Genomic DNA, 13,635 nt, shown 5'->3' with positions numbered 1-13,635 from the left:
GAATCTAGTTAAATTTTGGCGGGTGGTATGTAGTCCATTGGCACCATATCGGCAACTTTTTCGTAAGCCCAATAACCTTCATAAAGCAGCGATCTTGAATCATAAATACCACCGTTTTCATAGAAACGAACGCCACTGCTTGTTAAGTTAGCTACTGAGATTTGATTTTCGGGAACATCCAATGGCCTGAAAATCCAAAATCCGGTTTTTGAATAGCCCAGCGATTCTTTTTCTTTGGTATATTGAACAATGAGTGCGTCAGTATAACTCAGGTATTTTAAATTTTCATCATAATCATGCACCAAGGTATCTGGGCGTACATCGCCTCTTGAAAACCTGTCGATAGTTATTGGCATTTCCTTTTGTTTGGTCCAGAAGTTGAGCAATGCGGTGTCAATCTTTCCTGCACTTTTTCGCACACCTGTTTTTTCTGGCAGTGTTTTGATCTTCTCTAAATTCGCATTGATCACATATTCTGGATAACGATTCGGATTTGGTATTTTAAGCATTTTATTAATGATAAATCCTTCTTCTTTGCTTTTTCCAGCGTAAAGCGACCTAAAAAAATGTTGTGATGATCCATAGTAAGCAATTTCTCTGGCTGCGATATATTTTTTCTTTTTAGCCGCAGAAGCTTTTAGTTCCTCGAAGAATGGGTGACCTGAATAATAAATAATGTGAGTTCTCGAGTTATACTCAAAATGATCCAGCATATATTTTAAACGATAGCCTAAAGCTTTATTTTCAACAACAAGAAACTCGGTGGTGCTAACAGTTAACGTACTTTTTGTAATATCGAAATCAACATTGAGTACCTGAGGATTTAAAATTTTACATTGAAGCGAATTTGGCGATTTGCCAATGAAAAACTCTCTAAACTGATTGATGTACTTTTGCCTGTTCGGATCTGCCCGGACAACTACCTCATCCAATTGAGCGACGTTCTCTTTCAAAACCAGATCAACAGTAACTGATTGATCAGAAATAATTACGCTTTTAGAGTAGGGGAGGTATCCTACAATTTGAACAAGCAAATCATAACTGCCTGGTTTAAGGTTTTGAAGTTTAAATTTCCCATCATTGTCGGCAACGGTAGCAATTTTATAGCCGCTCAAATAAATACTTGCACCAGGTAAGCCATCTCTGCTATCTCTAACAGTGCCGCTGATGGTAAACGTGTTTTGTGCAAAAGCACAGAGACCAATAATAATAAGGAATGAGGTTGCCAGTAGGCTTTTAATCATGAAAGCGAATGTAACCAAAAGCGGTAATATTCCGAATGTCAGGATATGAATTTAACAAATTTAACTTTTTTTCAAAGCGATTCTTTGAGGCTAAAATCCATCGGCACACTATCTGCAATTTTTTCCCAGGCCCAATATCCTGAAAACAACATGGATCGGGGATTATAAATGCCACCATTTTCATAAAAATACACAGGTGCAACCTGTAAATCGATAATAGAAACCTGATAATTTGGCATGTCTAAAGGACGAGATATCGACTGACCAAGTCGGTTTACAAACATGGGATCTTCAGTTTCGTTTTTGTAAATCACGTAAAGCTTGTCGGTAAAGTTGATTGCTTTAATGTTTGGATTGAAATATTTAACCAAAGTATCTTGAAGTACATCCCTACGATTTAAGATTGAAATTCCTTTATTCAGGTTTTTCTTTCTGGCCCAAAAGCTTAATGAATCATCTTGATCGTTTCTAATTGTAATATTGCCGTTTGAACCAATTTGCTTTTGAGCCAGGCGCCTCATGTTCGCATTGATTATACTATCTGATGGCCGATCCGGATTAGGTTTTGTAATTAGCTTATTGATAATATATCCCTCCTTGGTGGCGCTATTCTGAAACAGCGATTTGAAAAAATGTTGCGGTGACCCTAAATATGCCTCCTTTCGTTTCTTCGCCCAAATGCGTTTTTTCCGTTCTGATCCTTTTAAATCTTCATAATAAGGAAAACCCTCATAATAAATTATTCCTGTTTTGCTTTCCCATTCGAAGTTTTTAACGAGGTATTTAATTCTGTAACCAAGCGCTTGATTCTCAATAATTAAAAACTCATTTGTTTTGACCGTTAATTTTCGATCTTCCTGATCGTAATCGATAAGTAATACATTCGGGTTAACAATTTTGCAAATTTGAGCATTAGGTGTGGTGCCGATAAAAAAATCACGAAACATTGCAATGTAATGCGCCCGGTTTGGATCAGGTTTAATAGTTACTTCGGCTAATTGTGTAATGCTTTCTTCAAGAATGATATCCAGTTTGATCGCTTTATCTGAAATGATCACATTTTTGTTAAGTGCTTTATATCCGATTAACTGGATTAAAATATCATAATTCCCTGGTTTAAGTGGCAGAATGTATTTACCATCATTGTCTGCAACTGTGGCTATTTTATAACCGCTCACATAAATTCCAGCACCCGGTAAGGCTTCACCTCGTTTATCATTTATAGTACCCGATAGGTTGAAGCTTTGTTGGGCAAATGAAAATAGAAAAATCAGGTTAGAAAATATAAACAAAACAATCGATCGCATTTTTAAAACTAGTGTTTTAGTTTGAATGATGCAAGTGTATTGTTATGTAACTATCCTAACAATTCCTTTGCGTTTTCAATTGCTGAAGCACCCGGATTTTTACCGCTCAACATCTCTGCAATGATACCCACACGTTCGTCAGCCTTAAGTTTTCTGATGCCGGTACTTGTTTTGCCACCAGATTCATTTTTGTGCACGAAGTAATGTGCATTACCTTTCGCAGCAATTTGTGGTAAATGGGTGATGGAGATTACCTGCATATTTTCGCCAAGATCTGAAATAACTTCACCGACTTTTAATGCTGTCTCGCCAGAGATTCCGGTATCAATTTCATCAAAGATGATTGTGGGTAAGGAGGTGTGTTTAGCAAGTAGGGCCTTAATCGCCAGCATCAATCGTGATAATTCTCCGCCTGAGGCTACTTTATTAACAGGAGCAGGGCTTTGTCCGGCATTTGCAGTAAACAATAAGGAAATTTCATCTAAACCGTCCTTATTTAAATCTGATAATTGTTTTTGATTCAAAACCAACTTTGCACTCGGCATTCCTAATCTTTTTAGCGTTAAGGCGGTTTGGTCTTCCACAATTTTAATCGCTTTTTTACGATTACTGCTCAATGCATTTGCTTGTTTAGTTAAGCTAAGTTTAAGTTGTTCAATATCTTTTTCGAGCTGTTCAATATTTGCATCTGATGATAACAGGTTATTTAAGTTTTGCTCAAGTTGATTTTGGAGTGCCAGTAATTCGTCGTTATTACTTACACGATGCTTTTGCTGCAATGAATAAAATAAGTCCAATCGCTGATTAATGATTTCAAGGCGATCGGCACTGTGCAAAGTATTTTCTTCCAACGATGAAACTTCATCTGCTATATCTTTAATCTCGATGATCGATGATTTTAGCCGCTCAAAAAGTGCGTTAATTGCCGGATCAAACTTCTCAATAGCCTGTAACTGTAATTGCGCTTCTTTCAGTATCTGCAGTGCTGATGGTTCACTTTCTGTTAATAAACCAGTTGATGTAAGTAAACCTCTTTTTATGGTTTCGGCATGGGTAAGCTTTTCCAGTTCCAACTCCAATTCTTCTTGCTCGCCCGATTTTAAATTGGCCTGTTCCAGTTCGTTAAACAAAAATTGCTCATAGTCTTGCTTATTTCTAGCTTCAGCAGCATCTTCAATGAGTTTTTTTAAACGATTACGCTCATGTCTCAATTTTTTAAAACCATTTCTGTACTCAACTAATAAAGTTTGATGATTAGCCAATGAGTCTACGATGAGCAATTGAAAGTCAGCATCGTTTATTTCCTGCGTAGCATGTTGGGAATGGATATCAATTAACTTTTCGCCAATTTGCTTTAATATGGATAAGTTAACAGGCGTGTCGTTAATAAAAGACCGCGATTTTCCATCAATAGAAATCTCACGGCGAAGAATAGTTTCATTAAAAAAGTCCAGGTCATTTTCCTCGAAAAAATCTTTGAGCTGATTGTCAGCCAAAGCAAAATTTCCCTCAATCACACATTTTTTATCCTGGTTAAAGAAATATTTACTCTCTGCCCTTTGCCCTAAAATTAACGATAAAGCACCTAAGATGATAGATTTTCCGGCGCCTGTTTCACCGGTGATGATATTTAAGCCTTTATCAAATTCGATATCAAGGCTATCAATTAATGCGTAATTACGAATGGAAAGTTTTTGTAGCATATCAGTCTACGAAAATACTAAAAAGTTATTTCAACATGATGCTTAAAACACAAACAGCGAAGATAAATCTTCGCTGTTTTATGGTTTGTTTGGTTTATTTTATTTTTATGATTTTTCTTTCTTCTCTTTTTTCTCCGCCTTTTCTATCTTCTCTTTGAGTTCTTTTACCTCTTTATCAAATTTCTCTTTCAGCCTTTTATATTCTTCAGTTTGCCTTACTTTATTGTTGGGCTGGTGATCATTTAAATAAATCGTTGAACTTTCAGGTGTAGAAAAATTATATTGGTAAACCTTCGCCAAAGAATCATTTTTTAATCTTGATAAGTTTGTAATTCTTCTGCTATCAGCCTTTCCAATACGATCTTTTAAGGCGTCTAATTCGGCTCTAAATTCTGGCGTATTCAATTTAGCGGCAGTTTCTTCACTCATTTTTCTCCACTTTTCCATCGCTTCAGGAGAATTAAATTCTTTAGACATATTTTCTGCAAGCTTTTTCCATTTGGCCTGCGCTTCAGGAGATGAGTATTGCTTTGAAATATCTTGACCAAATTTTTTCCACTTGGCCTGCGCTTCAGGAGATGAAAATTCCTTTGCGATATCCTCTCCAAATTTCTTCCATTTAGCCTGAGCTTCGGGCGAGGTATATTCTTTCGCTACATCAGCCCCAAACTTTTCCCATTTAGCCTGAGCTTCCGGAGATGAATATTCCTTTGCAATATCCTCTCCAAATTTTTTCCATTTTGCTTGCGCCTCAGGAGAATTAAACTTTTTGTAAATCCTTGCCTGAAACAATGAATCCTTAAATTTAAAATTAGAATCACTGGTTAATCTAAATACATTTTTGCCAGAAAAAAGCTCATCCTTATAAAAATTCCTTCTCAAACTATCTGGCATTTCATTTAACGAGTTATACTCCGTTTTTTTACCGTTGGCATCAATGGTTACAATTTTAATTTTACGCTTTTTACTCGTATCAATTTTTACAAATGTCTTCACTGTGCCGTCTGCACTGGTCATGGTCATTAATTCGTTTTTAGCAACTATTTTGTTGTCTTTTTGCCGATCAGTTGGATTAATCCATGCGATAGAAAACAGACATGCAACGCCAAGGGTGAGGGCAGCCATTTGCTGTTTAGCATTTAAGTAATTTGTTTTCATATTGGTTATTCTTTTTATGCGCTGATATAAATTTTGGGTTTTCCCTGTCGCAGCCAGGGCGTACGCAGGACTGCTCTTATCTTTTAATAATTCAAGTTTGAGTAAGGCGTGAGCATAGTTTAATGGTTTGCCGGTTATTTTAAGTACAAGATCATCGCAAGCGTGCTCTCGTTCAATGTGGATAAATCTACCAGCCATCCAAACAAAAGGATTATAGAAAAGTAATGTTTCAATAGCGGTTTTGATTAGGTTTAATAGGAAGTCATTCCTTCTCACATGAGAAAGTTCGTGGATTAAAATCGCCTCAACCTGATCATTATCCAGCTGGTTAACCAGTGCGATTGGGAACAAAACAACGGGCTTAAAATAACCAACAACCAATGGAACGTTTACAATGGAGGATAATCTAAAATTAATCGCCTTTTTAATCTTTAACTTAGCAGTTACTTTCTTAAATAATAAATTCCATTCATCAGGAATAGCGCTTAGATGCAGTGTTTTTAATTTATTAAGTTGATTATAGCCCTTTATAATGACAAAGAGTTGAAGTAAAATGCCAATTAAGTAAAATATTACTACGATTGGGAAATAAGCCTCTGCTTTGCTATTGAAGCTCTCTGGCAAATTATTTAAATACTGTTGGAACTGAAGGCCTTGCTGTTTAATTACAGCTGATTCCTGAGGGATGTTGATGAGCATTTGAGTTACAAAGTGATAAACAAATCCTATAAACATCAATACAATTGAACCGAAAGCAAGATTATGTTTATATTTTGCTGCCAGTTTCGGTAAACTCATCATGATGATGAATAAGATACCGTAAATAAGGGCACTTTGCCAAAGGGAATTTAAAATACTCCATCCAAATGCCTTGATGAATTGTTCTACTAAAGTTTCCATAGTGGTGTTTTTATCGATTACTCGAACATTTAAGTTTTATTTTAGGGCTAAACCCTACACCTTTCATCCTCAACCAATAGCACTACTTAAGGCTATCTAAATATTTTTTGATTTCGTCAAGCTCATCTGCACTTGCGCTATGATTACCCAGTGCCTGCATTACTAATCTCGCCGCCGAACCATTAAAAACATTATCAATCATTTTTGTAACCAGCTGCTTTTCCGTTTTGTCTCGGTTAACTATGGCTTTATAGATATGTGTTTTTTGGTTAGTGTCCCTTTCAACCATTCCTTTTTCATGCATAATCTGCATTAATTTTAAAGTAGTGGTGTAGCCAGAATCCTTTTTATTTAAAGCTTCATGAACCTCCCTTACCGTAGCAAGCCCTTTTTGCCAAAGCACCTGTAATATTTCCATTTCGCCTTCTGTAGGTTTGATGTTATTAATAGTCATATTGTTACACGTTGTACGAATTATTTCGTAATCAAATGTACGAAGATATTCGTATAATCAAAATATTTTAACATTTTTTTTTATTAATAGACGCAGGAACGTGTAAAACGTTGCATAATTAAGAAACGAGGAAGGTGATATTTTGAGTTTTCAGCACCAGGTTAAGTTAATTAAACCTGATTGAAGTGGATACCGGCCTTGTGCAGAAGGCTTGCAGGCGTATAAACGGAAAGCAGGACTGACTTTAATTTGAAAGATGGAAATTGGTTTTCAAATGGATTCAGATTATAAATTAACTTTATGCCAATTATCAACCATAAATTTAATTTTTTTTCAATCCTTCGTATTTACCAATATTGGCAGGATCGATCTCAGCCAGCATATTATATGCTTTCATCCGCTCCTGAGTATTTAATTTAGAAAGTACATTGGTCACCTCTTCAGCTTTAGAAGCAAAATAAACATTAGGAAAAATAGATCCTAGTTTTTGTTTATCCATTTGCTGTAATGCTGGCAGGGCCGATACAATTTGTGTTAAACCTTTATCATTGTCGGTAAGCTGGTCTAAGCCGTTTAGGTGATAGGCGTAGATAAAAACACGCAGTTCGCTAAAAACCGGATTCAACACGTTTTCATTAAACCAAAAGCGATTGCGTAAACCATCAATAGCCTTCCAGCCAGTATTACCAGAGGCCTGCGCTAAGTTTATAATATTCTGTGCTTTTTTAAAGTAAGTGCTTCCACCCAGTTTGGCAAAACTATCTTTATCAAGTCCGATAATGGTATATGCATAATAGGAGAGAAGTGCACTGATGTTGGAGATATAATTTTGGTCAGAAAAATCTATAGTAGATCCATCGTTATAGCTAAAGTCGAAATTCTTATCGCTCATATTTAGCAGTGTACTATTGTATGAACTGTTAAAAACCGGGCGACTACTTTGTATCTGTGCTTCAGCGGTATAACCTGAACCACCATCCCACGAATTAATCGTAATTACAAAACTACATTCAATGCGCTCTTGTGGTTTGTAGCTTTCAACACTAAATTTATTGTTGTTCAAAAAATCGCGGATTGTTCTTTGCAAGGCTTCCAGAGTAGGTTTGCTTATGTTCGATACCTGGGGCGCCAAAACGGTTACCCGGGCATTCAGTTCCTGAGCTTGTAATTTCCCAAAACCAATTAACAACAATATCCAAACAATCCTTTTTATCATTTTATGATTTTTAATATAGCGGTACAAATATCTTTAGCTACTTCAGTTTTCGATTTCAGCTCAAACACAGTTCGCTCCAATGCCTTGTTAAAAATAGTAATTTTATTGGTATCTGCCTTAAATCCGGCACCTTGATCATTCAGGGAGTTAAGTACAACCAAATCTAAGTTTTTCTTTTCTAACTTACCCTTGGCATAATTTTCCTCATCGTTGGTTTCTAATGCAAAACCAACTAAAATTTGACTCTCCCTTTTGTTTTTTCCCAGCGTCGCCAAAATGTCCACAGTTTTCTCTAATTCCAAAACCAATGCACTTTCCTGTTTTTTGATTTTTTGTGAAGCTATTATTTTTGGACGATAATCCGCAACGGCAGCGCACATTACCGTAATATCTGTTTCCGAAAAAATAGATATGCAGGCATTTAACATTTCTTCTGCACTTACTACATCAATCCTTTTTAGGTAAGCGTTTGATTTTTGAGCTGTAGGTCCAGCAATCAAAGTAATATCAGCGCCAAGCTTCGCCAACTCGTCGGCTAAAGCAAACCCCATTTTGCCAGAAGAATGATTGCCGATAAAACGGACAGGATCAATTGCTTCATAGGTTGGCCCTGCAGTTACCATTACTTTTTTGCCATTTAACGGCAGTGACTGTTTAATACTATCAAGTAGAAAAGCCACAATTTCTTCCGGCTCAGCCATACGGCCTTCACCATGCAATCCACTGGCCAATTCCCCGCTGCCAGGAGAAATTACAATATTGCCATAAGTTGAAATTTGATTGATGTTGTTTTGGGTACTTTCATGCTTCCACATATCCAGGTCCATAGCTGGGGCCACGTATACAGGGCATTTCGCCGAAAGATAAACTGCCGTCAGTAAGTTATCACAAATCCCGGTCGCAAGTTTAGCAAGTGTATTGGCACTGATAGGAGCAATAATAATGAAATCTGCCCATAAACCTAACTCAACATGGTTGCTCCATACGCCAGTTTCTTCTTCGAAATATTGGGTGTAAACCGGGTTTTTAGAAAGCGTAGCAAGGGTTAATGGTGTAATGAAATGCGCACCATCAGGGGTAAGAATTACCTTAACGTTTGCGCCAGCTTTTACTAAAAGCCGAACCAGAAAGGCCGACTTGTAAGCCGCAATGCTACCGCAAACGCCAAGAATAATGTTTTTATTTTTCAGCATTTAAGCAAAGAGTTAAATCACAGTGCATAGAGCGCATGCGAAACGCCTTAGCTCCAAACTCCATGCGCTATGCCAATGTTATTTTTGTTCTTTAGCAGGATTTCTGTGATAAACCTTATCATTCAAAAACTCATCCATAGCAACTAAAACAGGTTTAGGCATACGTTCGTAGTGTTTGCTGATTTCAATTTGCTCACGATTTTCGAAAATCTCTTCCAGGTTATCATTGCTCGAAGCAAATTCTGCTAATTTACCGTGCAACTCTTCTTTAACGTTATTCGAAATCTGATTTGCTCTTTTAGCAATTACAACTAAAGATTCGTATAAGTTATCTGTAGTTCTATCCAAATCGTGAACGTTTCTGGTAACTGTAGTATTTGGTACAGCAGGTTTGTTAGTATTCATGTATTAATTAATTTTTAATATTCGTGTTATCAGCAGTAGTTGGTTTAGTAGAAACGGTATCCTTTAATTTACCAGTCCTAATCAACATCTGCTTATATTTTTCTTGATCAGCTGCATATAATGCAAGCTCTTGTTTTGAAGCCACAATCCCATCCTCAACATCTTTTTTCAGTTGCTTGGCTTCGCGTGTAAACTTACTGTCAGGGTGATTTTCAGTAAATTCAGTATATAATTCAATCGCCTCGTTATAACGATCCTCCTGGCGGATGATATAACTGTTTTTAGCATATAAATATTGTGCTTTAATCATCAAAAAGTCCATCTCTTCGGCATATTTAATATCCGGATAGTCTCTTTGTGCGTTTTTTAAAGCGATAACAGCCGCCCGATAATTATCTACATTACTCGGACCAGTCGTTAAATACATCTTTGCGTTCTCAAAAGCTTTATCTTCCAATTTACCTCTTAAATCAGCAATATATTTACCCGCTGCCGCCGCCCGATCACTGTTTGGATATAAGTTGATGAATAATTGCAATGCATCAATCGCTTTATAAGTATTTTCTTGATCCAAAGAGAAAGATGGAGATTCTAAGTAATAGCAATAAGCACCCATATAACGAGCTTCTTCAGCATTTTTACTGGCAGGATAAGTATCTGCAAAACTCTTGAATTGATACCTTGCAGTAGTGTAATCACTCAATCTATATAAAGTATACGCATAATAATAGTTCAAATCCTCAGCCTCTGCACGACCGCGATATTTTTGCGAAAGATCTTCAAAAAGAACTAAAGCTTTACTGTAATCCCTTTTATTGTACAATCTAAGTGCTTCCTGGTATTTTTTGGCAACGTCATTGCTCGCTCTCAATTTTTCGAAACGACTTTTACAACCCGCAATACCCAATGCGGCAACAAATACCAAAATAATTAAGTGTTTAACTTTAAACATTCTGCAAAGATAATTAATAATACGATAACATCAATAAAAACAATTCGCCGCTAAGCTATGCAAAGCAAATCAGTACATATATATAGTTAACAATTTTTAACATAACGCTTCATTGTTTCTCTTTACATATATACTATGAAGTATTAATAATTTGGAAATCACTTTCATTACTACTATATAAGTATCCTCCCGCCCTTTGTTCCAAATCCTCGCTCGTACCTCGCTGCGGGTTTTCCACTGCGGTCGGGTTTAGGTGGCGCAGCTTTTGCCCGGAACAAATGGCCAATCGCCGCCTGGCCTAAACAAGCAAATCATCTTAAACTTGTATTTCTCTATATCTATATCTTTTAGAAAGTAGCCTATTCAGAGCCGAAAACGCATTCCCAAATAATATCTTCTCCATCTAAATCATCCGATTCAGGCAAGGCAACCTGATAAAACCATTAAAGACTTCGAAAAGTTTTACCCTATCAATATTTTTTTCTCTTTGAGAAACAGCGTTTTATCCAGTGCTGAGGAATAAAAGGCATTACACTATTTGTGTATTGTGGAATTTTTTCTACTTTTGCAACCCGCTCCGGAGGAGAGGGTTTGTGAATGAAAGTATGGGTCTGTGGGATGTGAGGTAGGAAAAAGCCAATAATTTATTTCAAATTAAATTTGCGGGGATGAAAAAGATCGTTACCTTTGCAGCCCGGTTCGGAAGAACGGGAAGCTGGTTAAAACCGGTGGTATTGAAAAGCGGGAAGGAAAAACAAACAACGAAAAAATAAAATTTATTTTATTTGGAAGTTATAAAAAGATCCTTACCTTTGCACTCCCAACTGAAAGGAAGGGGAAACAAAAAAGATCAGGTGGCGGATGCCACAGCGATTAACAAACAAAGATTGAAACTGGTGAAAACACAGGATGGACGACAAAGACCATCTGAAACCAAAACCAGCAGATATATAAAGGCGACCGTGAGGTTTTAGCCGATTAAGTTCTTACAAGAGATGTCAATGATGCGTAGTGGGGTAATGAAGTACGAATTCAAGTACAGAGTTCCTTATTACATTTTAAAGTCAATGTCTAACAGACAAATTAAAAAGAAGACTATTTTTAACGATAGTTAAAACTGGTCAGAATCTTACAACACATTTTACAATGGAGAGTTTGATCCTGGCTCAGGATGAACGCTAGCGGCAGGCCTAATACATGCAAGTCGAGGGGTAGAAGAGGCTTGCTTCTTTGAGACCGGCGCACGGGTGCGTAACGCGTATGCAACCTACCTTCATCTGGGGGATAGCCCGGAGAAATCCGGATTAATACCGCATAAAATCACAGGATGGCATTATCCAATGATCAAACATTTATGGGATGGAGATGGGCATGCGTGTCATTAGCTAGTTGGCGGGGTAACGGCCCACCAAGGCGACGATGACTAGGGGATCTGAGAGGATGGCCCCCCACACTGGTACTGAGACACGGACCAGACTCCTACGGGAGGCAGCAGTAAGGAATATTGGTCAATGGAGGCAACTCTGAACCAGCCATGCCGCGTGCAGGAAGACTGCCCTATGGGTTGTAAACTGCTTTTATTCGGGAATAAACCTTATTACGTGTAATAAGCTGAATGTACCGAAGGAATAAGGATCGGCTAACTCCGTGCCAGCAGCCGCGGTAATACGGAGGATCCAAGCGTTATCCGGATTTATTGGGTTTAAAGGGTGCGTAGGCGGCCTGTTAAGTCAGGGGTGAAAGACGGTAGCTCAACTATCGCAGTGCCCTTGATACTGATGGGCTTGAATGGACTAGAGGTAGGCGGAATGAGACAAGTAGCGGTGAAATGCATAGATATGTCTCAGAACACCGATTGCGAAGGCAGCTTACTATGGTCTTATTGACGCTGAGGCACGAAAGCGTGGGGATCAAACAGGATTAGATACCCTGGTAGTCCACGCCCTAAACGATGAACACTCGCTGTTGGCGATACACAGTCAGCGGCTAAGCGAAAGCGTTAAGTGTTCCACCTGGGGAGTACGCTCGCAAGAGTGAAACTCAAAGGAATTGACGGGGGCCCGCACAAGCGGAGGAGCATGTGGTTTAATTCGATGATACGCGAGGAACCTTACCCGGGCTTGAAAGTTAGTGAATGATCTAGAGATAGATCAGTGAGCAATCACACGAAACTAGGTGCTGCATGGCTGTCGTCAGCTCGTGCCGTGAGGTGTTGGGTTAAGTCCCGCAACGAGCGCAACCCCTATGTTTAGTTGCCAGCACGTTAAGGTGGGGACTCTAAACAGACTGCCTGTGCAAACAGAGAGGAAGGAGGGGACGACGTCAAGTCATCATGGCCCTTACGTCCGGGGCTACACACGTGCTACAATGGATGGTACAGAGGGCAGCTACATAGCAATATGATGCGAATCTCACAAAGCCATTCACAGTTCGGATTGGGGTCTGCAACTCGACCCCATGAAGTTGGATTCGCTAGTAATCGCGTATCAGCAATGACGCGGTGAATACGTTCCCGGGCCTTGTACACACCGCCCGTCAAGCCATGGAAGTTGGGGGTACCTAAAGTATGTAACCGAAAGGAGCGTCCTAGGGTAAAACCGATAACTGGGGCTAAGTCGTAACAAGGTAGCCGTACCGGAAGGTGCGGCTGGAATACCTCCTTTCTGGAGTAGAGTTGACTACTCACTGCGCAACATGATATTTCGATAAAGTAAAAAAGTTATAAGTTGAGAGTTATAAGTTGAGAGTTGTAGGATATAAGTTGAAAGACATATACCAAACAATTAACATCGAAACAACGGATCAACAAAAAGAAGAAACACCCAGAAGAAATGACGGTTGTCCTTAACCATAGGGTCATCGGAACGAAAGCTAGGTAGCAAATGGAGCGGTAGCGGTAATATACTAACTGCAACACAGCGACCATACAGCACAGTCCCGTAGCTCAGCCTGGTTAGAGCACTACACTGATAATGTAGGGGTCTCCAGTTCAAATCTGGACGGGACTACTTTAATAATCCTGGGGGATTAGCTCAGCTGGCTAGAGCGCCTGCCTTGCACGCAGGAGGTCAACGGTTCGACTCCGTTATTCTCCACATTTAAG

At 38.5% G+C, this 13,635-nt stretch carries 9 protein-coding genes, 2 tRNA genes and 1 rRNA gene; 3 read left to right on the top strand and 9 right to left on the bottom strand.

The window, feature by feature from the left end:
- Positions 1-8 precede the first annotated feature (8 nt).
- From EA772_RS00060 to EA772_RS00020, 9 genes are all read right to left on the bottom strand, one after another.
- The gene (locus tag EA772_RS00060) at positions 9-1,244 is read right to left on the bottom strand and encodes a carboxypeptidase-like regulatory domain-containing protein (RefSeq protein ID WP_124910720.1); all 1,236 of its coding nucleotides are present in this window, start codon (positions 1,242-1,244) and stop codon (positions 9-11) included.
- A gap of 71 nt (positions 1,245-1,315) precedes the next feature.
- Positions 1,316-2,551: a carboxypeptidase-like regulatory domain-containing protein gene (locus EA772_RS00055; protein WP_124910719.1), complete on the bottom strand. Its 1,236-nt coding sequence runs from the start codon at positions 2,549-2,551 to the stop codon at positions 1,316-1,318.
- A gap of 50 nt (positions 2,552-2,601) precedes the next feature.
- Positions 2,602-4,254, bottom strand: coding sequence for a DNA repair protein RecN (recN, locus tag EA772_RS00050; protein WP_124910718.1), 1,653 nt, complete (start codon positions 4,252-4,254; stop codon positions 2,602-2,604).
- A 105-nt stretch (positions 4,255-4,359) separates the two neighbouring features.
- Positions 4,360-6,312, bottom strand: coding sequence for a M56 family metallopeptidase (locus EA772_RS00045; protein WP_124910717.1), 1,953 nt, complete (start codon positions 6,310-6,312; stop codon positions 4,360-4,362).
- Between the two features lie 82 nt (positions 6,313-6,394).
- Complete coding sequence (locus EA772_RS00040) at positions 6,395-6,766, bottom strand: BlaI/MecI/CopY family transcriptional regulator (RefSeq protein WP_116170831.1); 372 nt, start codon at positions 6,764-6,766, stop codon at positions 6,395-6,397.
- Between the two features lie 322 nt (positions 6,767-7,088).
- Positions 7,089-7,982 (bottom strand): DUF4835 family protein, encoded by an 894-nt coding sequence (locus tag EA772_RS00035; RefSeq protein ID WP_124910716.1) that lies wholly within the window; start codon positions 7,980-7,982, stop codon positions 7,089-7,091.
- Positions 7,979-9,175 (bottom strand): bifunctional phosphopantothenoylcysteine decarboxylase/phosphopantothenate--cysteine ligase CoaBC, encoded by a 1,197-nt coding sequence (coaBC, locus tag EA772_RS00030; protein WP_124910715.1) that lies wholly within the window; start codon positions 9,173-9,175, stop codon positions 7,979-7,981. The genes EA772_RS00035 and coaBC overlap by 4 nt, the downstream gene beginning before the upstream one ends.
- Positions 9,176-9,253: 78 nt before the next feature.
- A complete protein-coding gene (locus EA772_RS00025; protein WP_010602351.1) occupies positions 9,254-9,580 on the bottom strand; it encodes a DNA-directed RNA polymerase subunit omega in 327 nt (108 codons plus the stop codon).
- 7 nt (positions 9,581-9,587) lie between these two features.
- Positions 9,588-10,532 (bottom strand): outer membrane protein assembly factor BamD, encoded by a 945-nt coding sequence (locus EA772_RS00020; protein ID WP_010602350.1) that lies wholly within the window; start codon positions 10,530-10,532, stop codon positions 9,588-9,590.
- Positions 10,533-11,675: 1,143 nt separating this feature from the next.
- Between EA772_RS00020 and EA772_RS00015 the strand changes: the two genes are divergently transcribed.
- The 3 genes from EA772_RS00015 to EA772_RS00005 all read left to right on the top strand — a co-directional run bounded on the left by EA772_RS00015 (position 11,676) and on the right by EA772_RS00005 (position 13,627).
- Positions 11,676-13,195: ribosomal RNA gene (locus tag EA772_RS00015) — 16S ribosomal RNA — on the top strand.
- Positions 13,196-13,465: 270 nt separating this feature from the next.
- A tRNA-Ile gene (locus tag EA772_RS00010) sits at positions 13,466-13,540 on the top strand.
- A gap of 13 nt (positions 13,541-13,553) precedes the next feature.
- Positions 13,554-13,627: transfer RNA gene (locus tag EA772_RS00005), tRNA-Ala, on the top strand.
- Positions 13,628-13,635: the final 8 nt, after the last annotated feature.

It is taken from the genome of Pedobacter sp. G11 (genome assembly GCF_003860265.1).
In the GTDB taxonomy this organism is placed as follows: Bacteria; Bacteroidota; Bacteroidia; order Sphingobacteriales; family Sphingobacteriaceae; genus Pedobacter; species Pedobacter agri.
Note: the sequence above shows the minus strand (reverse complement) of the source record. Positions and strands in the feature narration are given on the sequence as shown.